The sequence below is a fragment of the Neisseria sp. genome, from assembly GCF_030523955.1.
Classification (GTDB): Bacteria; Pseudomonadota; Gammaproteobacteria; order Burkholderiales; family Neisseriaceae; genus Neisseria.
Window position 1 is genome coordinate 1 of sequence record NZ_JAUNHL010000045.1, and the last position, 23,623, is coordinate 23,623.

19 protein-coding genes and 1 CRISPR repeat array are annotated in these 23,623 nt (G+C 49.3%); of the genes, 14 read left to right on the plus strand and 5 right to left on the minus strand.

What is annotated here, in order from left to right:
* Nucleotides 1-323 precede the first annotated feature (323 nt).
* The 3 genes from Q4C79_RS09685 to Q4C79_RS09695 all read right to left on the minus strand — a co-directional run bounded on the left by Q4C79_RS09685 (nucleotide 324) and on the right by Q4C79_RS09695 (nucleotide 1,927).
* Nucleotides 324-809: a NemA protein gene (locus Q4C79_RS09685; RefSeq protein ID WP_303090832.1), complete on the minus strand. Its 486-nt coding sequence runs from the start codon at nucleotides 807-809 to the stop codon at nucleotides 324-326.
* 505 nt (nucleotides 810-1,314) lie between these two features.
* Nucleotides 1,315-1,629 carry a TonB family protein gene (locus Q4C79_RS09690; protein ID WP_303090815.1) on the minus strand — a complete coding sequence of 105 codons (315 nt, stop codon included), beginning with the start codon at nucleotides 1,627-1,629 and terminating at the stop codon, nucleotides 1,315-1,317.
* A 106-nt stretch (nucleotides 1,630-1,735) separates the two neighbouring features.
* Nucleotides 1,736-1,927, minus strand: a complete 192-nt coding sequence (locus Q4C79_RS09695) for a hypothetical protein (RefSeq protein WP_303090816.1) — start codon at nucleotides 1,925-1,927, stop codon at nucleotides 1,736-1,738.
* 587 nt (nucleotides 1,928-2,514) lie between these two features.
* On the opposite strand from Q4C79_RS09695, the gene dapF reads away from it, so the two are divergent.
* From dapF to cysK, 3 genes are all read left to right on the plus strand, one after another.
* Nucleotides 2,515-3,363: a diaminopimelate epimerase gene (gene dapF / locus Q4C79_RS09700; RefSeq protein ID WP_303090817.1), complete on the plus strand. Its 849-nt coding sequence runs from the start codon at nucleotides 2,515-2,517 to the stop codon at nucleotides 3,361-3,363.
* An 89-nt stretch (nucleotides 3,364-3,452) separates the two neighbouring features.
* Complete coding sequence (locus Q4C79_RS09705; protein WP_303090818.1) at nucleotides 3,453-4,055, plus strand: hypothetical protein; 603 nt, start codon at nucleotides 3,453-3,455, stop codon at nucleotides 4,053-4,055.
* 182 nt (nucleotides 4,056-4,237) lie between these two features.
* Nucleotides 4,238-5,170: a cysteine synthase A gene (gene cysK, locus Q4C79_RS09710; RefSeq protein WP_303090819.1), complete on the plus strand. Its 933-nt coding sequence runs from the start codon at nucleotides 4,238-4,240 to the stop codon at nucleotides 5,168-5,170.
* Between the two features lie 202 nt (nucleotides 5,171-5,372).
* Here the strand turns inward: cysK and recC are convergent, their stop codons facing one another.
* Nucleotides 5,373-8,603 carry an exodeoxyribonuclease V subunit gamma gene (gene recC, locus Q4C79_RS09715; protein WP_303090820.1) on the minus strand — a complete coding sequence of 1,077 codons (3,231 nt, stop codon included), beginning with the start codon at nucleotides 8,601-8,603 and terminating at the stop codon, nucleotides 5,373-5,375.
* Between the two features lie 312 nt (nucleotides 8,604-8,915).
* Nucleotides 8,916-9,809, minus strand: coding sequence for a LysR family transcriptional regulator (locus Q4C79_RS09720; protein ID WP_303090821.1), 894 nt, complete (start codon nucleotides 9,807-9,809; stop codon nucleotides 8,916-8,918).
* Between the two features lie 293 nt (nucleotides 9,810-10,102).
* On the opposite strand from Q4C79_RS09720, the gene Q4C79_RS09725 reads away from it, so the two are divergent.
* From Q4C79_RS09725 to cas2, 11 genes are all read left to right on the plus strand, one after another.
* Nucleotides 10,103-10,420, plus strand: a complete 318-nt coding sequence (locus Q4C79_RS09725) for a DUF485 domain-containing protein (RefSeq protein WP_303090822.1) — start codon at nucleotides 10,103-10,105, stop codon at nucleotides 10,418-10,420.
* Nucleotides 10,420-12,105 (plus strand): cation acetate symporter, encoded by a 1,686-nt coding sequence (locus tag Q4C79_RS09730; protein ID WP_303090823.1) that lies wholly within the window; start codon nucleotides 10,420-10,422, stop codon nucleotides 12,103-12,105. Before Q4C79_RS09725 ends, Q4C79_RS09730 begins: the two co-directional genes overlap by 1 nt.
* 158 nt (nucleotides 12,106-12,263) lie before the next feature.
* Complete coding sequence (locus tag Q4C79_RS09735) at nucleotides 12,264-12,623, plus strand: hypothetical protein (RefSeq protein WP_303090824.1); 360 nt, start codon at nucleotides 12,264-12,266, stop codon at nucleotides 12,621-12,623.
* 7 nt (nucleotides 12,624-12,630) lie between these two features.
* A complete protein-coding gene (locus Q4C79_RS09740) occupies nucleotides 12,631-13,071 on the plus strand; it encodes a protein YgfX (protein ID WP_303090825.1) in 441 nt (146 codons plus the stop codon).
* 88 nt (nucleotides 13,072-13,159) lie between these two features.
* Complete coding sequence (folC, locus tag Q4C79_RS09745; protein WP_303090826.1) at nucleotides 13,160-14,458, plus strand: bifunctional tetrahydrofolate synthase/dihydrofolate synthase; 1,299 nt, start codon at nucleotides 13,160-13,162, stop codon at nucleotides 14,456-14,458.
* A 3-nt stretch (nucleotides 14,459-14,461) separates the two neighbouring features.
* Nucleotides 14,462-15,811, plus strand: a complete 1,350-nt coding sequence (locus Q4C79_RS09750) for an SPOR domain-containing protein (protein WP_303090827.1) — start codon at nucleotides 14,462-14,464, stop codon at nucleotides 15,809-15,811.
* Between the two features lie 14 nt (nucleotides 15,812-15,825).
* Nucleotides 15,826-16,323 (plus strand): CvpA family protein, encoded by a 498-nt coding sequence (locus Q4C79_RS09755; protein WP_303090828.1) that lies wholly within the window; start codon nucleotides 15,826-15,828, stop codon nucleotides 16,321-16,323.
* A 15-nt stretch (nucleotides 16,324-16,338) separates the two neighbouring features.
* The gene (gene purF, locus Q4C79_RS09760; protein WP_303090829.1) at nucleotides 16,339-17,880 is read left to right on the plus strand and encodes an amidophosphoribosyltransferase; all 1,542 of its coding nucleotides are present in this window, start codon (nucleotides 16,339-16,341) and stop codon (nucleotides 17,878-17,880) included.
* A 309-nt stretch (nucleotides 17,881-18,189) separates the two neighbouring features.
* Nucleotides 18,190-21,417, plus strand: a complete 3,228-nt coding sequence (gene cas9 / locus Q4C79_RS09765) for a type II CRISPR RNA-guided endonuclease Cas9 (RefSeq protein ID WP_303090830.1) — start codon at nucleotides 18,190-18,192, stop codon at nucleotides 21,415-21,417.
* 68 nt (nucleotides 21,418-21,485) lie between these two features.
* Nucleotides 21,486-22,394 (plus strand): type II CRISPR-associated endonuclease Cas1, encoded by a 909-nt coding sequence (gene cas1 / locus Q4C79_RS09770; protein ID WP_303090831.1) that lies wholly within the window; start codon nucleotides 21,486-21,488, stop codon nucleotides 22,392-22,394.
* Nucleotides 22,387-22,713 carry a CRISPR-associated endonuclease Cas2 gene (gene cas2 / locus Q4C79_RS09775; protein WP_085365264.1) on the plus strand — a complete coding sequence of 109 codons (327 nt, stop codon included), beginning with the start codon at nucleotides 22,387-22,389 and terminating at the stop codon, nucleotides 22,711-22,713. Before cas1 ends, cas2 begins: the two co-directional genes overlap by 8 nt.
* Before the next feature lie 63 nt (nucleotides 22,714-22,776).
* Nucleotides 22,777-23,604: a CRISPR direct-repeat array (repeat unit 36 nt; unit sequence ATTGTAGCACTACGAGATGAGAGAGGAAGCTACAAC).
* The last annotated feature ends 19 nt before the right edge of the window (nucleotides 23,605-23,623 follow it).

Consider the following 23,623-nt stretch of genomic DNA (forward strand, 5'->3'; position numbering starts at 1 on the left):
TCCTTTCAGGATAAGGCTTTCAAGGATTTTTAGCACCCATTTTGTCCCTTACGCCGAGAATTATTATCTTCTCTATTTGCAATCAATGCAAGTGGTATTGTCTACAATCTCCAGGGTCTATGACGCAAATCAAATCTGATGAGCTTGATGGAATAAGGAATCACCTGTTTCTGTTTGGCGTTATTTAAAATGAATGGATTGTTGGGGCAAATAAAATGCCTGTCTGAAAATGCGGTATAGCAAATTTTTCAGACAGGCATTCGAAACAAACGGCCGGATGAAAAACCATCCGGCCGTAAAGTTTATAAGTTTATTGAATATGATCAATAGTTGGCATCCACCAAGCGGCCTTGGCGGTAGGTTTGCTGTTGCATGATATTGCCGTTATAAGCGTATACCGTCAGCGTACCGTCTTCGGGATGGGCATGGAAATCCATCAGTTTTGCACGGGTAATGACGATCGGATCGGTACGCTTGCGATTGTTGTCCTCATAAAAATCCTGCACGATGTATTCGTTATCACCTCGTTTGCTGATGAGCTGGCGGCGGAATCCGCCTTTTACTGCGTTATCGCTGGTGCGGCCTTGGGCATCGAAATAGGTAACGGTTTGCTCTTCCAATACGCGTACGCCGTTTTGCGGTACTTTGTTGCCAGAGCCGATCGGAATATTAACCGAAGTGCCGAGGCCGACGTGATCGCCGATTAGGCCGCCTAACCCGAGATTAACCGACATACCGCTGCCTGTGCCGGAAGACGAGCAGCCGGCAAGTACCAGTGCGGCCATGATGCTGTAAGCGGTAAGTTTCATCATAATTTCCATTTCAAATGAGTTTTCAGAATGTTAGGGTCTGCCGACAATTAACGCAACGGCGGTGTTTTTGGTCAAAAATCCCCGTCTGCTCCGTTAGGTAGCGTAGCGGACTTGCGAAGCTAAAATGCTCGCAAGGTGTTCAACCTTGCTGTGCTTTTTGCCTTGCATACGCGGTTTTTGCCTCAAAAAACCGCTTCGCCGGTTAATTGTCGACAGCCCCTAGGCGGAGCGGGAATATTTATAGCAGATTAACTTAACTTTCGCTACGGCGTTGCTGCGCCTTGCCGTACTACTTGTACTGTCTGCGGCTTGCTGCCTTGTATCGAAAATTAATTAAATCTGCTATATCTTGCATCAAGCACCTGCCATTTTGTTTATTATACCGTTTTATTTTTCCAGTCGGTTTATGAATTCGGGTAAAAACGGTTTGCGTTGATATTCTGGTATACAAAAGCCTGTCTGAAAAATTTTTCAGACAGGCATTGCAATGAGGGTTGTTGGTTTACAGTGTATATTTGATTTCTTTGATGGTGCTGAAGCTGCGGGTTACACCGTTTTGCGATACCGGCTCCAATCGTTGTTGCTGCATCCAGGCTACCGCTTCGCTGTCTACTTTTTTCGATCCGCTGCTGCGTACCACGCGTACATCTTGCGGGTAGCCTTCTGGGTTAATGGTTAGGCGCATGGCTACTTTGCCATCAATGCGGCCTTGCACTTGGTTGTTTTTTTCATAAAAATGCACATCTTGTGCAAAAGCGCCGGTTGCTGCGAGTGTCAATAATAGGCCGAAAATCGGTTTGCGGGTATTTTTCATCATTTTTGAAAGTTCCGAAAATAAAAATATTGCCGATTGGAAGCGGAATCGGTAGGAAAGTTTCCGAAATACCGGCTATCGCTATATCGGATACGTTTAGCAGGGTATTTTATTTCAAAAGGCTCAGGGTAATGTTGCTTAAGGAGAAGGGGCCGAAGATATCGAGCAATAGATTGTTCGACAGCAGCGGATTTGGGTCCATCGGATTTTGCGGTTGGTTGGCAACAATAAGGGCTAAAACCAGGAACTGCATGGCAAGGCCGGTGGTAATTGGCAAAAAGCGGGTGATATGGTTTTTCATGACGTTTTCCGGTTCCTGTTGTAACAGGTTATTTGTATGAATGCAGGCTGAGGTTGCGTGATGCCTGTCTGAAAATATCGTTTTAATTGCGTTAAAGAGATTAACTAGGGTGATTGTGCGTTTGCCGTCGGCAAATTGCAACTGCCGAATTTTGTTGTGGAATCGCTCTAGTTCTATGTGAAATTGGCACAGCAGGGCAGCTTTTGACGCAGAATGTCACTTCTTACAAAAGCGGCAGGTTCAGCGGCACGATTCAAGCAAATAAAAACAAGTGGCTGTGTATGGCGGTGGGTTTAGAGTAGATTCTGTAAAAGTTGGTTTGAATAGATTGTTTGTTCTAATCAAGCCGTTGGTTGTAATTAAGTTACCGATTGTTTGTTTCTTTTTTGCAACTTGTTGCTGTAATGAAAATGAATTTTTCATAAATTCATGATTTTAAATGATTGGTAGTTTATAACCGGCGGTTAGTTAAATTCAATGCTGAATAAACCATAGAAATGCATGGCGTGCTGTGCTATAAAATTGAACGTTTGAAATATTTTCTATGGATGGAATGGTTAAGACCGCTTCGAAGTGCGAGCCGAAAGATGAGAACATTAAAATTTACTAAAATGCACGGATTGGGCAATGACTTTATGGTGGTTGACGGTATCAACCAGTCTTTTAATCCGCAGGAAGCGCCGCTGATTCGTTGGGCAGACCGCCATACCGGTATCGGCTTTGATCAGTTGTTATTGGTGGAGGAGTCTGATAGCGAAGGCGTGGATTTCCGCTACCGTATTTTTAATGCCGACGGCAGCGAAGTGGAGCAGTGCGGTAACGGTGCGCGTTGCTTTGTGCGTTTTGTGAGCGATAAGGGTTTGACCGAAAAACGTAAAATTGTGGTGCAAACGGCACGCGGCATTATTTTGCCGGAATTGTTGGATAATGGTTTGGTTACCGTGAACATGGGCAAGCCGCGTTTCGCGCCTTCGGAGATCCCTTTCGTAGCGGCGCCCGGTGAGAAAGCGGATGCTTTAACCCATCTGATTTTGGTGGGTTTGGAATCGGTGCCGGTAAGCTGTGTGAATATGGGTAATCCGCATGCGGTAATTGTGGTGGAAGACTCGTCTTTAGCGCCGGTTGCTTTGTGGGGTGAAGCCATTGAATCGCACGAGCAGTTTCCGGAGCGGGTGAATGTGGGTTTTATGCAAGTGGTGGATAATCAACACATTATCTTGCGAGTGTTCGAGCGCGGCGTAGGGGAAACCCAGGCTTGCGGTACCGGGGCTTGTGCAGCGGTGGTGGCGGGCATACGCCTGGGGTTGCTGGAAGCAAATGTGCCGGTGGAGGTGAAATTGCCGGGCGGCGAGCTTTATATCAATTGGCAGCCCGGTGGCGATGTGATGATGACGGGGCCGGTGGAAACGGTTTTTGAAGGCGTATTGCAATATTGACCGACGGTATCGATAAGTAAAACTTAAAAAAGAATAAGCACAATGATTGATTGGAATGCGGGCTTTTTGATTAGCCGGGCGGTGCGTGTATGTTGAGTACACTCAGTTTGTGGCTGCCGGTGGCTTATGTTGTCTTATTCATCTGGCAGGCGTACCGGGACGAACAGTTCCAATGGCTATGGGGCAGCGTGCTTTTATGGATAGGTTTCGGTACTTTGGGGGCACGGCTGTTGCCGGGTATCTTGGGTATCACTCATTTTGCCACACTCTATACGCCGCACATTTATATCGCGATTGCCAGCGTTTTTTATTTTGCCAACGATTGGCAACGTATGCCGGCACAGAATATTTGGTATGGCCGCAGCAACAGTGTGTTTATCAGCTTGTTTGCCGTTAGCGGTTTGCTGATGCTGTTATCGTTTTGTACCTTGGCGGGCTTGACCTTGTTAAGCTATCCCAACAGCCTCAGCGCTTATATTTTGCCAGCACTGCTGCAAATGTATTTGCTGGAGCCCGTGTTGTGGATCGGTATGCAGGCTATTTTGATGGCGCTGTTTTTTATTCACCGGGCGGTGATTGAAAAACGGCCGGCTAATGTCTTCAGTAACAAGCAATTGCAAGGTGCGTTTCTGATTACCTTGCTATTTCAAATGATTTGGATATTGGTTTCTTTATTGGCCATCCGTTATTAAGCGGTAAAAAACGGGCGTTATGATGCGGATAACCGGGCTTTCCCCGGGTATTTTGGCGTGAAAGCGGTAAATAACTTTTGGTTGTAAGAATGTTCCCAGCAGTTATTTTTATTTTCCCAGCCCGCTCTTTATACTATATGATGAAATCCCTTGTAATTTAATCAATCATTTCGGAGCAAAACATGAATATTGCAAACAGTATTACGGACTTGATCGGCAACACCCCTCTGGTTCAGTTAAACCGATTGAGCGAAGGCCTGCCGGCCAAGGTTGTAGCCAAGCTGGAATTCTTTAATCCGGGCAGCAGCGTGAAAGACCGTATTGCTGTAGCGATGATTGAAGCGGCCGAAGCTGCCGGTAAAATCAACCAAAATACCGTGATCGTTGAGCCGACCAGCGGTAATACCGGTATCGGCTTGGCCATGGTATGTGCGGCGCGCGGCTATAAACTGGTGATCACCATGCCCGAGAGCATGAGTAAAGAGCGCCGTATGCTGTTGCGCGCTTTCGGTGCCGAATTGGTATTGACGCCCGCTGCCGAAGGCATGGGCGGTGCGATTGCCAAAGCACAAGAATTGGTAGACAGCAATCCGGGCGTTTACTTTATGCCGCAACAGTTTGAAAATCCGGCCAATCCTGAAGTGCACCGTAAAACCACTGCCGAAGAAATCTGGCGTGATACTGACGGTACCATTGATATTTTCGTGGCCGGCGTGGGTACCGGCGGTACCGTAACCGGTGTGGGCGAAGTGCTGAAATCCAAAAAAAGCTCGGTGGAAGTGTTTGCCGTCGAGCCGGAAGCCTCTCCGGTGTTGAGCGGCGGCCAAAAAGGCCCGCACCCGATTCAGGGTATCGGTGCCGGTTTCGTACCGAAAATCCTGAATACCGGTATTTATGACGGTATTATCCAGGCACCTGCCGAAGCGGCGTTTGCCACTGCCCGCGCGATGGCGGAAAAAGAAGGTTTGTTGGTCGGTATTTCTTCAGGTGCGGCAGTATGGTCTGCACTGCAACTGGCGGCCAAGCCGGAAAACGCCGGTAAACTGATTGTGGTGCTGATTCCGTCTTATGGCGAGCGCTATCTTTCTACTCCGTTGTTTGCCGATTTGGTGTAAACAAACGGTTTTATCATGACAACACCCGCCGGGCGTAGGCTTGGCGGGTGTTTTGCTTCTGGCAAAATGCAAGCTGGGTTTAAGCAGTATGCCTGTCTGAATGGGAAAATATTTCGGACAGTGTTTTCAGACAGGCATATTGTTGGTTTCTTTATTCCGCACAATGCCTGTCTGAAACCAATCGGGTTTCGATTCAGGCACATCAACTTGCCGCTTCATCTTCTGCTTTCGCCGTTTGCATTTGGCACAGTTGCAGTGTCGGTATCAGTAATTCTTCTATCAGACGACGAAATAGCGGGGAATCCAACGGGCTGGTTTCATTTTTGCCAAATAACAGTGCCACTTCGGCATAGTCGCGTTGGGCGGTGGAATCATAGCCGCCGTTATAAGCGGATAGGGCTGCTTGGTAGGCTTTTTGCCAGCGTTCTTCGTCACCGACGGCTGTGTTGTCCTTTTTGTTGTCTTTTAAGTAGGCTTCAGCCGCTTTCAAGCACACCCGCGCGAAGAAAGGCAAGGGATGGTGTTGGCCGAGCAGATAATCGGCCATCCACTGTTCCAACAGCGCTTGCGCTTGGTGTTGCGGGATTTCGGGCAAGGTTCGGCATTGGCCATCATACAACCAGTGGCTTTCGAAACAGCTGCTGCACTCGGGGCGTACGGCATTGAGAATCAAGTGCTCTAGATGAAGCGTAATTTCGGTGGGTGCATTCGGTTTTTCTTCGAGAAAATAGAGTTGGCCGTGCTGGTGCAGGCGGCTGAAGTGCCCGGTCAGGCGATGTGTTCCCAATGCTAAGGTATAGGGATCGGCGGGCAACTTGGGACTTTTAATCAATTCGTCGTTCAGCGATTTCGCCTGATTTTGGTAATGCTGTTGCCAAAGGATGCCCAGTTCGCCGGCCGGCAGGCTGCTTTGTGCTTGCAGATATTCGGCGGTACGGTTGAAGTCTTCATTGCTCCGGCGGGCGGCCAGATAGGCTTGGCTGATGCTGCCGCGATCAATTGGCTCGAATGGCTCGGCGGTGTCGCCGGCGGGATCGGCATAGAGGGGCTTCCAGCCGAGATTTTGGCGCAACCATGCACGGGCGGGATTGCGCCAAAATGGTAAGAAGCTGTGTTGTTCAATGTCTTGCGGGATTGTTTTTGCTTCGGTGAGGGGGGCGCGGTAAAAGGGTTGCGGTTCGCTTACAGGCTGGTTGAGGGCATTGGCATAATCACTGCGGCTGCTGGTGAAACGACCGTTAAAATACTGATGGGAAAAGGCTTGCAGCGGGTGCTGCACGATGCGTTGCTCGCGCAACTCGTGGGCGGGGATGCCGGTCATGAGGGAGAGGGTATCGAGCAGTTCGCCCAATAGTGAGGAGGAGGCGAGTTCTTCGTCTTTGCGGATGTCGCGGCCGATATAGGATAGATAGAGTTTTTCGCGGGCGCTCATAAGCGTTTCGAGGAAAAGATAGCGGTCGTCTTCGCGCCGGGCACGGTCGCCTTTGCGCGGGTGACGGGCGATTAGATCGAACGCGGGGGCATGGATGTTGCGCGGAAAATCATTATCGTTCAGCCCAAGCAGGCAAATCATTTTGAACGGTAGGCTGCGCATCGGTACCATGCTGCAAAAGGTAATTCCGCCACGTAAGAATCCGGCTTCGTTTTGGCTGTTAAGATGGTTGCGGATATGTCCGATAACGGTTTCGCGGGGTAACGGTTGGTCGAATCCGGCCAAATCGGCTTCGGCCTGCCAGCGGGAGAGCAATTGGTCGATTTGTTGACGGGCGTTTTGGTCGCTGTTGGCGACGTCAAACAAGCTGTCGGTTGATTGGCGTATCCGTTCAGCCCAAAGTGCAATGTCGGCAGGCGTTTCCCAGTGCCGGCGGATATCGGCAAGTGTGCCAACGAAAGCAACAAAGCGCGCCAGTACTTCAAGTTGGTCGGGATTGGTGTAGAAAGCACCGGTGTGCTGCCATAGTCCGCTGTTTTCCGGTAGCAGCCAACCTAAGATTAAACGGTCGAGACCTTGCTGCCACGTAAACAGATTATCGGTTTCGCCGCGCATTTGCTTGTCGCTGCCCCAGCGGATATTCAAATCGGCAACCGCTTGGCGCAGTAGTGGTAAATCGTCGCGTTGCAGGCCGAAGCGTTGCAGCAGATTGGGACTTTCAAGTAGAGCGAGCAGGCGGTCGACTTCAAAACGGCTGTCGAGTAATTCTAGACTTTGTTCCAGAGCCTGCAGCAAGGGCTGGTTGCGGCTGAGTTTGACATCGGAGAGACTGTAGGGCAGGGTTTGTGCGCTGCCTTGGCGCTGGCCGAATACCGCTTCGATAAATGGGGCGTAAGGTTCGATATTCGGAGTGAGTACGGCGATATCGTGCGGTTGCCAATCGGGATGCTGCTGTAAAGTGTCGAGCAGATGCTCTTTCAGGATTTGCAATTCGCGCAACGGGCTGTGGGCGGAGACGATGTGTATGCTGTTATCCCAACGGCCGAGACCTTGGCTGCCGGGAGGTGTGAGAGTTTGGATGTCGTGTTGCAGGCGGTGCAGAAGGCTGTCGGATCGGGGTTCTTCTTCATAAACCTGCAATTCGAGGCGGGCGCCGCTATCGCTCAGTGCGTCGAAAAAGTCACGCCCTTGTTTGCCTAAAGAGGCGAGCAGAGGATGGCCGGCGGTTGCAGCATCGGGATGTTTGAGAATGTGTTCAGGGCTCAGTATGTTGCCCCAGAATTCACTACTGGGGTTAAGTGCAAAAATATGTATTTCGGTGTGTTCGCCCAAAGCTTGCAATAGTTGAAGATATATCGGCGCCAAGGTGGCGATGCCGAATACCATTATACGTTCGGGTAATGGATGGCTGCTGAGGCCGGTTAGCAGGCTTTGCCATAAGGCGACGCGGTGCGGGATATTTTGTGCGCCCTCATCAAGAAAGCGCCAAAGCTCGGCTTGCCAGCCCTCGCCTTCGCCCAAGTTCAGTTCTTTACCGGCTTGCCAGCTGTTAATCCAATCGGGGCGGTAGACTAAGTATTGGTCGAAAATATCGGCCAGCCGGCCGGCAAGTTGGTAGGCTGCCTGCTCGCCGTTGGAGAGATAGCCGTTCAGTGCACGGCGGCTTTCTGTCAGTTGGGCGTCGTGTTGTAGCCGTTTGCTGCCAAACAGGTCAAGTAACCGCCAGCGCATGACTTCGGTGGAAAACGGGCTGAGAGCCGGAGTGCCCGGCAGCACTTCGCGCATCAGCCGCCAAGCCAGTGCGGCAGGCAAACTGAAGCGTAAGTTGGCGGCAATGCCGCTCGTTTTGGCCAGAAACTGGCTGAGAAAACGGCGCATTCCCTGGCTTTGTACCACTATCTCTTCGGCAGCAAGCGGATGGCTTAATGGCTGACGTTGACGGACGGCATGCAAGAGATCGGCGAGATCTTCGAGACGGTTGGATTGGTAAAGATAGAGCATGTTGGACGTAATCTGTATTTTTCAGACAGGCATTGTATTTAAACGGGGGTATTGTACCGCGTAATAGATGATTTTAGATTTTGTATAGCGGATTAACTTAACTTTCGCTACGTCGTTGCTGCTCCAAAGCTCAAAGAGAACGATTTTGTAAGCTGCTAAAGCGGCAACAGAATCGGTTCTATATTACTTGTACTGCCTGCGGCTTGCTGTCTTGTATCGAAAGTTAATTAAATCCGCTATAGCTGTTGGCAGTATTGCAAGCAAAGAAAAAGGAGCCCGAGTCATTCTGGCTCCTTTTTTATTCGGACGGATTTACACGGAAGATGGTAGTTGCCATGTAGTGAGAACCGAACGTTTGAGCCATTGTACGGTAGGATTTTGCTCGTATTCGTCTAAATATGTGAAATGTAATGGCAAGGTTTGGCGGAGCTGCTCGATGACATGCAAGGGTTTGCCGGAGGCAATGGCGTTTTCGGCTTTATCACTGGGCACCATTGCTACGCCTATGCCGGTGCTGACAAGATCGATGATGGTTTGCGGATAATCACAAATAATCTGGCGTTTAGGTGAGAGGCGGTTGCTGCGCCAAAATTGTTGCACATGTTTGTTGCTGCTGGAAACGCCGGACATTTCAATCCAAATATAGTCTTCCAGACTGCGCGGAAGATTGCTTTGGATAGCGGCGGCTTCACTTTGCGGACAAATTAAAGAGTAATGAATGTTTTCTAGAAAAATGCTGCGGACGCTGCGGGTATTGGCGTTGCCCAGATAAAATCCGCTGTGTATCTGGCCGGCTAATATCCGGCTGAGAATTTCGCCGCTCATGCCATATTGGATATGTAAATGGATATCCGGGGCACTGTGGCTCAGTAAACGGGTTAGTTCAGTTACTTTTTCGGCATTTACCGGATGAATGAGTCCTAATTGTGCTTCTTGAGTGTAGTTTTCCGCTAAGCTTTCGGCAAAACTGTCGAGTTTGTGTTTGTGCTGTAGCAGGGATTCTGCTTCCGGAAGCAGGATTTCGCCGGCCCGGGTGAGCGTCATGCCGCTGCTGTTCCGGTGAAAAAGGGCCGTACCCACTTGGCTTTCTATCGCTTTTATTTGCGCGGATACGGCAGGTTGCGATAAATGCAAGCGTTCGGCTGCTTGGGTAAGATTGCGGTGATAGGCTACGGTGACAAAAGACTTCAGTTGGTTTAAATCCATCGAAACTCTCGCTGTTTCTCTTACCTGCCCTGCTTTAGAAGGCAGTAGTTAGGTGGTTTTATTTATAAGTTAAAGAATCTTATTAACCTTTTTGAATATTTTTTAACACATTATGCCTGATGAGTGTGGGTGTTAAGCGCTTTTTTTTACAGATAATTCCATAAGATTATCAGCAAAATCGATAGCCTGCATCAAAAAATAAAATTAGTCAAAATTTTGGGCAGTCTATTTAATGGCGGCACCGTACAGGTAGTGCGGTGTAATTTAAGAAGAATAGATAGAAGGTGAATATTATGGATAAACAAACTGCACGCAAGGTGCTGGAAAATCCTGAGTTTCAGAAAATGGAGCGGCAAAAATCTCTGTTGGGATGGGGCTTCTCGGCGGTTATTTTAATTATGTATTTTGGTTATATCTGGATTATCGGTAGCAACCCCGATTTGCTTCGCACGCCGGTTTCGGATAGTGGTATTACCACCTGGGGTATTTATGCCGGGATTTTTGTGATTGTATTTTCGTTTATCACCACAGGGATTTATGTTTCGATTGCCAACGGTAAGTTTGAAAAAATGACCCAAGATGTCGTGAAAAGCGTGCAGGGAGAGAAGTAATGAAGTTGCGCCATTCCTTAATGTTTACTGCGGTGTCTTTGATGGCATCGGGCGGTGTTTGGGCCGATGCGATTACCGGAGAGGTTGAGAAACAGCCGTTGAATATCGCGGCGATTGTGATGTTCTTTATCTTTGTCGGCTTCACCTTGGGGATTACCGTTTGGGCCTCCAAACAGAATAAATCCACTAAAGACTATTACACGGCCGGCGGCGGTATTTCCGGCTTCCAAAACGGCTTGGCAATTGCGGGCGACTATATGTCGGCTGCTTCGTTCCTGGGTATTTCCGCGATGGTTTTTACCAGCGGATACGACGGCCTGATTTATTCGACCGGCTTTTTGGTGGGCTGGCCCATTGTGCTGTTCCTGGTAGCCGAACGCTTGCGCAACTTGGGTAAATTCACGTTCTCTGATGTAGCGGCTTACCGTTTGGGGCAGACGCCGGTACGCTTGTTCGCCGCTTCCGGCGCGATTTTAGTAGTGATTTTCTACTTGATTGCGCAAATGGTGGGCGCGGGCAAACTGATCGAATTGCTATTTGGCATGGATTATATCTATGCGGTGATTCTGGTTGGCGTGCTGATGGTATGCTATGTATTGTTCGGCGGAATGTTGGCGACCACTTGGGTGCAAATCATCAAAGCGGTGATGCTGCTTTCGGGTGCTACTTTCATGTCATTCATGATTTTGAAAAATGCCGGTTTCAGCATGGAAACCATGTTTAAACAGGCAACCGATATCCATGAAAAAGGCACCCAAATTTTAGGCCCGGGTTCGCTGGTGAAAAATCCGATTGATGCGATTTCGTTGGGTATGGCGCTGATGTTCGGTACCGCCGGCTTGCCGCACATTCTGATGCGTTTCTTCACCGTACCGGATGCCAAAGAGGCGCGTAAATCGGTATTCGTGGCCACCGGCCTGATCGGGTATTTTTACCTGTTGACCTTTATCATCGGTTTTGGTGCGATTATCTTCGTTACCAAAGACAATCCGCATTTCTTCCAGCAAGTTCTGAAAGAGGGCAAAACCGTTTACGAGTTGATCGGCGGTAACAATATGGCTGCGATTCACTTGTCTGAAGCTTTGGGCGGCAATTTGTTCTTGGGATTCATTTCGGCGGTAGCATTCGCCACCATTTTGGCGGTGGTGGCCGGCTTGGCGCTCTCGGGTGCTTCTGCCGTCAGCCACGATATTTATGCTTCGGTTATCCGCAAGGGTCAGGCAAGCCAGGAAGAGGAAATGCGCGTATCCAAGATGACTACTCTGGCGTTGGGCGTGTTGGCCATTATTTTCGGTGTGATGTTTGAAAACCAAAACGTGGCTTTCATGGTGGGCTTGGCGTTTGCGATTGCCGCTTCGGCCAACTTCCCGGTATTGATGCTTTCAATGTTCTGGAAAGGTTTGACTACCCGCGGCGCGGTTGCCGGGGGCTTTACCGGCCTGTTGCTGGCTCTGATTCTGATTATTTTGGGTCCGACCGTGTGGGTAAGCGTGTTGCATAATAAAGAAGCCATTTTCCCATATGGCAACCCGGCCATTTTCAGTATTCCGGCAGCGTTTATCGTGGGTTGGCTGGTATCCGTTTTGGATAATTCGGAGCAAGCCAAGAAAGACCGCGAAGCTTTCGAATCGCAATATGTACGCTCTATGACCGGTATCGGTGCGGCGGAAGCATCCGACCACTAATTGCCGGGTCGAGAAAAAGCGATATGGGTAACGGTATGGTTTTGAATGTAAACCATACCGTTTTTCTATGCCGGTATGCCTGTCTGAATGGTTTTCAGACAGGCATCTATACAGTACAATCGCGGCTGGATGCAATACCGTACTGGGTTAGGATAATTATGTATTTTGTCGATCGCACCGCAGTGGTGCTCAAACCTACCGAACAATTTCTGCAATGGCTCAAGCAAGCCGACGACAATATGCCGGATTTAACGCTGGCGCAATTGCGTACCAACTGCTCGGTATTTTTGGTGCCCGAATTCGATGAGCCGGAAGCGGTGGTTTCCTATTTCGACGAACGCTATCAGCAAATCTTCGAAGCGGAAATTTACGGTTGGGACATCCCGGCTGCCAAATGGCCGCAAGACATGAGCCTGAAAGCCTTTTGGGAGTTTTTCGAAGTGGAAATCCACGATATGGTACTGGATATGGAAGACTCGGATATTTCGGTAAGTCCGGTATTCGACAACATGATGTGAGACAGCCATGCAAGCGTTTCAGGTCAGTTTGCGGCCTTCGGCTAGTGCCAAACGGCTAACCATCGCTGCACATCTGGCCGCCGTCGCGCTTTGCTGGAGATATTTCAATGGCATGGCGCAGTGGGCGGGCTGTGCGGCCTTATTGATCAGCTTAATAGGTGCATGGCGGTATCATAAGCGCTTGCAGAATGGAAACTGGCGGAAAATCATCATCGATACCGGTGGCCATGTGCGCATCAAATGCGGAAACAACCAAGAATACGATGCCGTTTTGCTCGGCAGCAGCCTGATACACCGGCACGCCTGTTTTCTTTGTTTTGAGTACGAAAAAGGCAAAAGCTGGCTGACTGTATTGCCTGATATGACCGATGCGGAAAGTTACCGCCGTTTGCTGGTGTGGTCGCGCTTTGGCAGGCCGAAAGCGGATAAAAACCGGCCGGAAGTTTAGCCGGGTTGGAATAACGGCTTCGAACGATAAATGCCTGTCTGAAACACACTATTCATAAATAAATACATTATCTCAAAAAAGAAGCGTGATGAACAAAACCTTAGCACAATGGCTCTCCCATCTGGAAACTTCCCACAGCAACGGCCTGATCGATATGGGCTTGGAGCGGGTAGGCGAAGTCAAAAAACGCATGGGATTGGATCCTTCTTGTCCGCTAATCACCGTAGCAGGTACCAACGGAAAAGGTTCGGTTTGCTCTTTTCTCACCCAGATTTATACCCAAGCCGGTTTTAAAACCGGTACGCTTACCAGCCCACATCTGTTGAAATTTAACGAACGCATCGCCGTCAACAGCCAGCCGGTTTCCGATGAAGCCATCGTCGCTGCTTTTGAGCGGATAGAAGCGGCGCGCGGTGAGATTTCGCTGACTTATTTTGAATTCAATACCTTGGCTGCGGTAGATGTGTTTATCCGCGAACAAGTCGATGTGATGATACTCGAAGTCGGCTTGGGCGGGCGGTTGGATGCGGTTAACGTATTCGATGCCGATGTGGCGGTGGTGACCAGCGTGGATTTGGATCATCAATCCTATCTTGGTGATACCGTTGAACAAGTAGCGTTTGAAAAAGCCGGAGTATTCCGTTCAGGCAAGCCCGCCATCTGCGGGCAGAATCCGCCGCCGCAGTCTTTGGTGAAACACGCTGCCGCCATAGGCGCGCCCTTATTGCTTAGCGGAGAAGATTTTGCTTACAGCAAACTGGAAAACCAACAATGGTCTTTCCATTTTCATCCACGCCAAGGCTTGGGTTTTGATACCGATTACCGCCGTAACCGCAATGCTTTGCCGATTCCTGCCTTGCGCGGCAACTACCAGATACAAAACGCTGCTTGTGCCTTGAGCGCCATAGAATGTTTGTATTTGATATTGCCGGTAGATTTGGGCGCCATTAAACGCGGATTGCTGCTGGCTGCCAATCCCGGCCGTTTCCAAGTATTGCCCGGCCGGCCGTTAACCGTGCTGGATGTCGGCCACAATCCGCATGCGGCTCGCGCTTTGCGCCAAAACCTGATGGCGCTGCCGTTTGCCGAAAACCGCATCGCGGTGTTTAGTATGTTGTCGGACAAAGATATAGACGGTGTGTTGGAAATTGTAAAAGACCAATTCGACAGCTGGTACATCGCACCCCTGGATATGCCGCGCGGTATGGATGTAGATGCATTAAGAAAAAAATTACATACACAAGGGATTGAACAAATAGAGGAATATCCTCACATCGCCGACGCCTACCGGGCTGCTTTGGCGGGTGCATCGGAAAATGATAGAATCATTGTATTCGGTTCTTTTCATACCGTCGCCGAAGTGATGGATTTGTTGCAACAGGGATAAAATATGGCCTCCGAACATTGGAATTCACTGGATGAATACGAACAGCTTAAGCGTAAAAACCGCCGCAGGCTGGTCGGTGCATCCGTTATGGTCGTGGTGGCTGGCTTGATTTTCGCCAAAGCTGCCAATTCGGGCGACAGCGAGCAAGCTGCTGATGCCGAAGTTTCGGCTTCTGCCGCTGTGGCGCAATCCGCCAGCCAACCGGCTGAGACAAAAGAAAAGAAAACCATTAAGCAAAATGTAGTGGTGGTCGGCCCGGAAGACACCAATCCGCCGCCTCATATGCAAGCTGAAAAAGCAGCTGAACAAAACAGCAGTAATAATAAGGTTTACGACTTGGCAGACGGCCAGGAAAGCGTGGAGCTGAAAGACGATAAAGGTACGGTGCGTACCGTTACGCAAAAGGCCGAACCGGTAGAGCAACAGGATCCCAAGCCGGAAGATATGATTCCGGCGCCGGTGATTGTAATTGAGAATACTAATAAAGCCGCTGTTGCGCGCGAACGAGAGCAGAAAGAGAAGCAGGCGGCGCAAGAGCGTGCGGCAGCAGAGCAAAAACGATTGGCCGAACGCCGTGCCGCAGCGGAAAAAGCGGCGCTTGAGCAACAACAGGCACAAGAGCGGCGTCAGGAATTGGCCAAGCAGCAGGCCGCTGCCGAAAAAGCTGCTTCTGCCAAGCGGGCTGAACAGGCCAAGCAGGAAGCGGCGCAGGCGAAGAAAGCGGCAGAAGCCGAGCGTTTGGCTGCCCAGAAGAAACAGGCGGTTGAGAAAGCTGCGGCGGCCAAAGAAGCACAAAATAAAGCCAAACAAACGGAAGCCGAGCGATCTGCAGCCTTGAAGAAACAGGCAGAAGCAAAAAAAGAAACCGAAGCGGCCCGTTTGGCAGCTAAGAAAAAAGCGGCAGAGGCCGAACGATTAGCGGCTCAGAAAAAATCTGCACAGCAGAAAGAAGAGCAGGCAGCCAAAGCTAAACAAGCAGAGGCAGAGCGGACTGCGGCGCTGAAGAAACAGGCGGAAGCCAAAAAAGAAGCGGAAGCTAAAAAACAGGCAGAAGCTGAAAAACAAGCCGAAACCAAAAAACAGGCGGCAGCCAAAGAGACTACGGCAGCCAAAACAGGCGGCGGTAAAGCTACTATTCATGCCGGATCGTTCCGAGACGAAGCTAATGCCAAGAGAACTTTGCAGACTTTGCGCCAATCCGGCGTGAATGCTTCGATTGCCAAGATTGAAACCAGTAAAGGCACGGTTTATCGCGTTCAGACAGGCACTTACCCGAATAGCGAGGCAGCGGCACGCTCATTGGAAAAACTGAAAGCCAAAGGCGTCAGCGGTTCTGTCGTCAGCAGCAAGTAATACCGGAATCAAACATGACGATATTTGATATGGCGGCTTTGGCGGTTATCCTGATTTGCGTTGTGGTTTCCATGACGCGCGGCGTTATCGCTGAAATTGCTTCGTTGGCATCTTGGATTGTTTCTTTTATGGCGGCACGCTTGTTTGCAGAGGCTTTTGCCGATGCGTTTCTCACTTCGCTGCAGCCGCGTGCGCTGAGCGTGGCAGCGGGATTCATTCTGGTATTTGCTGCGGCTTGGCTGGTGCAATATTTATTACGTTCCCTATTGGTATCAGCCGTTTCCGCGATGGGTTTGGGAAGCGTCAACCGTATGCTCGGCGGAGTGTTCGGCGCGGTGAAGGGCGTATTAATTATGACGCTGGTGGTGTTGGTGTGCTCCTTTACCGACCTGCCCAAAACTCAAGACTGGCGAGCATCCGCCAGTGCCGTTTATTTCGAAACTTTGGCTTCCGTGGCGGTACCTTATCTGGCTGGACGGATAAGTGATCGTCTTGACAGCCCGATGCTGTAATTTCTGGAGAAAATCATGTGTGGTGTATTAGGGCTGGTAGCGCACGAACCGGTTAATCAATTGCTGTATGACGGTTTACAGATGTTGCAGCACCGTGGGCAGGATGCTGCCGGTATCGTGACCGTACAAGGCAATATGTTCCATATGCATAAAGGCAAAGGCATGGTGCGTGATGTGTTCCGCACCCGCAATATGCGTGATTTGAACGGTCACGCCGGTATCGGCCACGTACGTTATCCTACTGCCGGTAATGCCGGCAGCAGTGCGGAAGCACAACCGTTTTATGTCAGCTCGCCTTTCGGCATCGTATTGGCACACAACGGTAATCTGACCAATACCGACGAGCTATACGAAAATGTGTGCTATAAACACCTGCGTCATATCAACACCCGATCCGATTCAGAAGTATTGTTGAACGTTTTTGCCCACGAATTGCGCCGCGAAGTAAGCGATTCCGGCCAAACCCATTTGAGTGTGGATAATATTTTCAACGCCGTGAGCAAGCTGCATAAGCGTGTGCGCGGGGCTTATGGTGTGGTCGCACTCATTGCCGGTTACGGTTTGCTCGCTTTTCGCGACCCATATGGTATCCGCCCGCTGGCTTTGGGTAAATTTATTAATGCCGACGGCAAAACCGATTATGCGGTGGCTTCGGAATCCATCGTATTCAGTAGCATGGGTTACGAGTTGGTACGTGAGCTGGATCCAGGCGAAGCCATCTTTATTACTTTAGACGGCAAACTGTATAACCGCTCTTGTGCGGAATCTCCCGAATTGGCACCCTGCCTGTTTGAGTATGTTTATTTTGCCCGACCTGATTCCGTCATCAACGGCGTATCGGTATATCAGGCACGCGTGAATATGGGCGTGTCGCTGGCGGAAAAAGTGAAGCGTGAGCTGAATATCGATGAAATAGACGTCGTGATGCCCATACCCGATACCAGCCGCCCCAGCGCCATGGAGCTGGCGCAGCATTTGGGAAAACCTTACCGCGAAGGCCTGATTAAAAACCGCTATATCGGCCGTACCTTTATCATGCCCGGGCAAGCTACGCGCAAAAAATCGGTACGCCAGAAGCTGAATCCTATTGAATCGGAGTTTGTCGGTAAAAATGTATTGCTGGTGGATGATTCCATTGTGCGCGGTACCACCAGCCGTGAGATTGTGGAAATGGTCAAAGCCGCCGGTGCAAAAAAAGTATTTTTCGCCTCGGCAGCACCGGAAGTGCGCTACCCCAATGTTTACGGCATCGATATGCCGACCCGCGAAGAGTTAATTGCCAACGGACGCACCGCCCAGCAAATTGCTGAAGAAATCAGCGCCGATGGTTGTGTATTCCAAGATTTAGCCGAGCTTGAGGCTGTTGTAAAAATACTGAACCCTGATATACAGCGTTTTGATAACTCTTGCTTCAGTGGCCAATATTTAACCGGCGATATTGATGAAGCTTATCTGCAACGCTTATCCAGCAGCAAGTCTTCATCCGCCGCAGCCTTTGTTCAACCGAGCTTGATTGATCACAGCGTACGTATCGATGATCAGGATGATGAAGCTTAATTGATTAGAAGCGGATGAAAATAAATCAATGCCTGTCTGAAAAAGTTTTCAGACAGGCATTTATAATTACATCACGGTATAATCAAAGACGATGCCCCTGTTTAAGTAAACTTAAACAGGGGCTCATACATTTCTGTATTTTACGTCGCGGCACGTCTTTTCAGACGGCCTTATTGTAGCAACGGCTCTCATCTCGTAGTGCAACAATACGGTAAATTTTAGAGATAAAGAAAATACTTGTCAAATATTTATTTAATTTATTATAAATAGTATGATTATTTATTAATTTCAACACAAAGGGAAAAGCGAATGAAACAAAAAGTACAGCGCTATATTTTAGGCTTGGATTTAGGCATTGCTTCGGTTGGTTGGGCGTTGGTGTTGGTGGATGAAAATGAGCACCCCATCGGCCTGCTGGATTGCGGAGTACGTACGTTTGAGCGTGCAGAAGTGCCGAAAACCGGCGAATCGTTGGCATTGGCCTGGCGTACCGCGCGCAGTATCCGCCGTTTAATCCGCCGCCGGGCACACCGCCTGTTGCGTCTGCGCAGTTTGTTAAAACGCGAAGGGCTGCTGACGGCGGCAGATTTTACTGCCGACGATCTACCTGTTGCCATGCCGGTGGATGCTTGGCAGTTGCGCGTGCAAGGATTGGACAGAAAGCTGACAGAAAAAGAATGGGCGGCGGTGTTGCTGCATTTGGTCAAACATCGCGGTTATCTGTCGCAGCGTAAAAGCGAGATGCAAACGGAAGATAAGGAGCTGGGCAGGCTGCTGGCAGGAGTGGCAGAGAATCACAAACTGCTGGCAGATAATCCCGGGCAATACCGAACGCCGGCAGAGTTGGCAGTAAAACTGTTTGCTGAACAGAGTGGCCACCTGCGCAATAAAGGAGGCAACTATTCCCACACCTTCAACCGCCTGGATTTGCAAAAAGAACTGCATCTGTTGTTTGCCAAGCAGCGCGAATTGGGGAATCCGTTTACTTCAGTCGAATTGGAGGCGAAAGTAGACGATTTGCTGATGACGCAGCGCAGTGCCCTACAGGGTGAGGCGGTGTTGAAAATGCTGGGTAAATGTACGTTTGAGCCGTCTGAATACAAAGCCGCGAAAAACACCTATAGTGCGGAACGTTTTATCTGGCTGACCAAGCTGAATAATTTACGCATTCTGCACAACGGCGAAGAACGGGTGCTAAACGAACATGAGCGGAAACAGCTATTGGACGAGCCTTATAAGAATAAGAACTCCAAATTCACTTACGCACAAGTACGCAAAATATTGGGGCTACCTGAAAGCGCAGTATTCAAAGGGCTGCGCTACGGTAAAGATTCAGACGGCCTGAAAGCCGAAAGCGGCGCGCTGATGGAAATGAAGGCTTATCACAAAATCCGCACGGTTTTAGAAAAAGCAGGCTTGAAAGGCGAATGGGAAAACCGCATCCGCAATCCCGAAGTGATTGATACGATTGGTACGGCGTTTTCACTTTATAAAACCGACAACGACATTCAGACAGCCTTGGCCGGTTTGGCGCTGCCCGAACAGGTGTCGGAGGCTTTATTGAAAGGTTTGAGCTTTGATAAATTTATCGAATTATCTTTACCGGCATTGGCCAAAATTATGCCGTTAATGGAACAGGGATTGCGCTATGACGAAGCCTGTGCGCAGGTTTACGGCAACCACTATGGCGCAAAAACACAGCAAGATAATTTGCTGCTGCCGGTGATTCATGCCGACGATATCCGCAATCCCGTGGTATTCCGTACGCTCACACAGGCACGCAAAGTAGTTAACGCCATTATCCGCCGCTACGGTTCGCCGCTGCGTGTGCATATTGAAACGGCACGCGAATTGGGCAAATCGTATAAGGACCGCAAAGAAATTGAAAAACGGCAGGAAGAAAACCGTAAAGAACGCGAGCGCGCAGCGGCCGAATTCAAAGAATATTTCCCTCACTTTACAGGCGAACCGAAAGGGCAAGACATTCTGAAAATGCGGCTCTATAAGCAGCAGCAAGGCAAATGCCTGTATTCGGGCGTGCCGTTGGATTTAGGCCGTCTGAACGAAAAAGGTTATGTGGAAATCGATCACGCGCTGCCTTTTTCCCGCACTTGGGACGACAGTTTTAATAACAAAGTGCTGGTGCTCGGCAGCGAAAACCAGAAAAAACGCAACCAAACGCCTTATGAATACCTTGGCGGAGCAGAAAATAGTGAGCGCTGGCGTGAATTTCAGGCACGGGTAGCAGGCTGCCATTTTCCGTATGCAAAAAAACAGCGGATTCAGACGGCCAAACTCAACGAACAGGATTTTATTGAACGTAATCTGAATGATACGCGCTATATCGCCCGTTTTTTGTGCACCTTTATCGAACACAACCTGCATTTGGAGGGTAAAGGCAAACGGCGGGTATTTGCTTCAAACGGACAGATTACCAGCTTGCTGCGCGGTTTATGGGGCTTGCGCAAAGTGCGTGAAGAAAACGACCGCCATCACGCCTTAGACGCTGTTATCGTGGCGTGCTCCACCGTATCAATGCAACAAAAAATCACCCAAGCCATGCAACGGCGTGAATCGCTGGAAATAGTGGATACGGAAACCGGCGAGGTCAAACAGCGTATTCCGCAACCGTGGGATTTTTTCCGGCAGGAAGTGATGATTCGTGTATTCAGCGACAATCCGCGTGAAGAACTGGCGGCAAAACTCGATTCTCGCCCCCAGGTATTGCATGAACACGTTACTCCGCTATTTGTTTCCCGCGCACCAAACCGCAAGATGAGCGGACAAGGGCATTTGGAAACCATTAAATCTGCCAAACGCCTGTCTGAAAATATCAGCGTGGTTAAAAAACCGCTTACTTCTTTGAAAACCAAAGATATTGAAAAAATCGTCGGCTATCCGAACCGTGAACCAGCCCTGTATGCCGCATTGCAAGAACGGCTGGCCGCATACAATGACGATCCCGCCAAAGCTTTTTCCGAGCCGTTTTACAAACCGGCAAAAGACGGGCAACAAGGCTCGTTGGTAAAAGCGGTGCGGGTGGAAGATGTACAGAAAACCGGCGTGATGGTACGCAAAGACAGCAACGGTATTCCCCAAGGTATTGCCGATAATGCCACAATGGTGCGGGTGGATGTGTTCGGTAAAGGTGAGAAAAATTATTTGGTGCCGATATATGCTTGGCAGGTGGCTAAGGGTATTTTGCCTAATAAAGCTGTGGTACAAGGTAAAGATGAAGCCGATTGGGATGTGATGGATGAGAGCTATGCGTTTAAATTCTCGCTTTATCCTAATGATTTGGTGGAAGTGATTAGTAAGAAAGGGCGGATTTTCGGATATTTTTCAGGCTTGGATAGGTCAACTGGCAATATCGGTATAAAAGAGCATGATCTGGAGAAAAGCACAGGAAAAGATGGACTGCATCGTGTTGGTGTCAAAACTGTTTTGTCTTTCCAAAAATACCAAATCGACCCTTTGGGCAAAGAAATCCGTCTGTGCGAAGCAGAGAAACGTCCTGAACTGAAAAACAAAAAATAAGCATTAGGCCGTCTGAAAGTATTTCAGACGGCCTGTTTTGTATATAAAGCACCCACGGAGAAAACCATATGACTTGGCGCAGTATTCTGATCAGCAAACCTGCCCGCCTGTCGTTACAACAAAACCATTTGCTGATTCAACAAGACGACATTATTCCCGTGCCGTTGGAAGATATTGCCGTGATTGTGGTCGAAGCACGCGAAGTAGTGCTTACCGCCCCGCTTTTATCAGCACTGGCGCAATACGGCGTAACCCTACTCACCTGTGATGAACAGTTTCTACCCTGCGGGCAGTGGTTGCCGTTCGCCCAATATCACCGCAGCCTGAAAATCCTGAAATACCAGATGGAAATGACTCTGCCGCATAAAAAACAACTTTGGCAGCAGATTGTCAAACAGAAAATCCGCAATCAGGCTTGGCTGCTGGATTATAGCGGACACGATATCGCCGCAGGCCGTCTGAACGCATTGGCCGACGGCGTTAAATCCGGTGATAAAGACTTTGCCGAAAGTCAGGCCGCCGCACTGTATTTCCGCGTACTCTTCGGCGACCAGTTCGCCCGCAGCCACGACAATGCCATCAATGCCTGTCTGAATTACGGTTACAGTATCGTGCGTTCCGCCGTTTCCCGCGCTTTGGTTCAATATGGCTTTTTACCCGCACTCGGGCTTCAACACCGCAGCGAATTAAATGCCTTCAATCTGGCCGATGACTTTATCGAACCTTACCGCCCGCTAGTGGATTTACTGGTATGGGAAAGCCGGCTTGCAGACGAACTGCCAGGCATACTTACGCCGAAAATCAAACAAAAGTTAGTGTCGCTGCTGCATTGCCAAATCAAACTAGATGGTCGCAGTTACTCTCTCTTGGCAGCAATTGATCGTACCGTTCAATCTTTTCAGACAGTACTAACCGGTCACTCAAAAAACTTGAAACTACCCGAGATGCTTCCTTTAAAGGTACAAGATTATGAGTGAGGCCAAATTTATGCGCTTAATCGTATTTTTCGACCTACCTGTAACCACTGCGGAAAAACGCAAAGCCGCCAACCAATTCCGTCAATTTCTGCAAAAAGACGGTTATCAAATGCTGCAATTATCCGTTTACTCCCGCATCGTACGCGGTCGTGATGCGTTGCAGAAACACCACAATCGATTGAAAGCACACCTACCCGAAGAAGGCCAAGTACGCTATTTAGAGGTAACTGAAAAGCAATTTGCAGGCATGATTATGCTGATTGGCGAGCCCAAACCCCGTGAAAAAAAGGTCAATGCCGACCAATTATTACTATTTTAGCGTAGTTTTAAAAACGATAAAAAAGCCTGAAATCCTTATCAAATAAGGATTTCAGGCTTGAGTATTGTAGCACTACGAGATGAGAGAGGAAGCTACAACAGGTGTTTTCGACCGTTGCCAACCTAACGTATTGTAGCACTACGAGATGAGAGAGGAAGCTACAACCCCCCGCGGGAACGGCCGCCGCTGCCCTGTATTGTAGCACTACGAGATGAGAGAGGAAGCTACAACCGCGCCTTACCGCCCTCAAAGGTATCAATCATTGTAGCACTACGAGATGAGAGAGGAAGCTACAACGCAGGGATTGAGCTGTTGAGGTGAGCTGCAATTGTAGCACTACGAGATGAGAGAGGAAGCTACAACGCTTGTCGATGACTTAATAGCATTGGCTGGATTGTAGCACTACGAGATGAGAGAGGAAGCTACAACGCGCAAGCTTACGTGGATAAGGCCGCAGAAATTGTAGCACTACGAGATGAGAGAGGAAGCTACAACGCACATTTTGCCGTTTAGTCATGGGCGTTTATTGTAGCACTACGAGATGAGAGAGGAAGCTACAACCAATTTTAACGTCTTGCGTTCACACGACGCATTGTAGCACTACGAGATGAGAGAGGAAGCTACAACAATCATCACAAGAAATATTCAATATTGCCGATTGTAGCACTACGAGATGAGAGAGGAAGCTACAACAATTGACCGCGTGTATCCTCTCGCTGATGGATTGTAGCACTACGAGATGAGAGAGGAAGCTACAACTAAGGGCGATCCGGGCGCACCCGGCCAGCCATTGTAGCACTACGAGATGAGAGAGGAAGCTACAACTTACCGGATACCAACAACTGCCCAAAGACAATTGTAGCACTACGAGATGAGAGAGGAAGCTACAACTTGCCGAATGGTCTAACGC

Bases quoted from the DNA above. Each gene is read 5' to 3' on its own strand.
- Q4C79_RS09685 (WP_303090832.1), bottom strand. From the start codon at position 809: ATGAAACTTACCGCTTACAGCATCATGGCCGCACTGGTACTTGCCGGC.
- Q4C79_RS09690 (WP_303090815.1), bottom strand. From the start codon at position 1,629: ATGATGAAAAATACCCGCAAACCGATTTTCGGCCTATTATTGACACTC.
- Q4C79_RS09695 (WP_303090816.1), bottom strand. From the start codon at position 1,927: ATGAAAAACCATATCACCCGCTTTTTGCCAATTACCACCGGCCTTGCC.
- dapF (WP_303090817.1), top strand. From the start codon at position 2,515: ATGAGAACATTAAAATTTACTAAAATGCACGGATTGGGCAATGACTTT.
- Q4C79_RS09705 (WP_303090818.1), top strand. From the start codon at position 3,453: ATGTTGAGTACACTCAGTTTGTGGCTGCCGGTGGCTTATGTTGTCTTA.
- cysK (WP_303090819.1), top strand. From the start codon at position 4,238: ATGAATATTGCAAACAGTATTACGGACTTGATCGGCAACACCCCTCTG.
- recC (WP_303090820.1), bottom strand. From the start codon at position 8,603: ATGCTCTATCTTTACCAATCCAACCGTCTCGAAGATCTCGCCGATCTC.
- Q4C79_RS09720 (WP_303090821.1), bottom strand. From the start codon at position 9,809: ATGGATTTAAACCAACTGAAGTCTTTTGTCACCGTAGCCTATCACCGC.
- Q4C79_RS09725 (WP_303090822.1), top strand. From the start codon at position 10,103: ATGGATAAACAAACTGCACGCAAGGTGCTGGAAAATCCTGAGTTTCAG.
- Q4C79_RS09730 (WP_303090823.1), top strand. From the start codon at position 10,420: ATGAAGTTGCGCCATTCCTTAATGTTTACTGCGGTGTCTTTGATGGCA.
- Q4C79_RS09735 (WP_303090824.1), top strand. From the start codon at position 12,264: ATGTATTTTGTCGATCGCACCGCAGTGGTGCTCAAACCTACCGAACAA.
- Q4C79_RS09740 (WP_303090825.1), top strand. From the start codon at position 12,631: ATGCAAGCGTTTCAGGTCAGTTTGCGGCCTTCGGCTAGTGCCAAACGG.
- folC (WP_303090826.1), top strand. From the start codon at position 13,160: ATGAACAAAACCTTAGCACAATGGCTCTCCCATCTGGAAACTTCCCAC.
- Q4C79_RS09750 (WP_303090827.1), top strand. From the start codon at position 14,462: ATGGCCTCCGAACATTGGAATTCACTGGATGAATACGAACAGCTTAAG.
- Q4C79_RS09755 (WP_303090828.1), top strand. From the start codon at position 15,826: ATGACGATATTTGATATGGCGGCTTTGGCGGTTATCCTGATTTGCGTT.
- purF (WP_303090829.1), top strand. From the start codon at position 16,339: ATGTGTGGTGTATTAGGGCTGGTAGCGCACGAACCGGTTAATCAATTG.
- cas9 (WP_303090830.1), top strand. From the start codon at position 18,190: ATGAAACAAAAAGTACAGCGCTATATTTTAGGCTTGGATTTAGGCATT.
- cas1 (WP_303090831.1), top strand. From the start codon at position 21,486: ATGACTTGGCGCAGTATTCTGATCAGCAAACCTGCCCGCCTGTCGTTA.
- cas2 (WP_085365264.1), top strand. From the start codon at position 22,387: ATGAGTGAGGCCAAATTTATGCGCTTAATCGTATTTTTCGACCTACCT.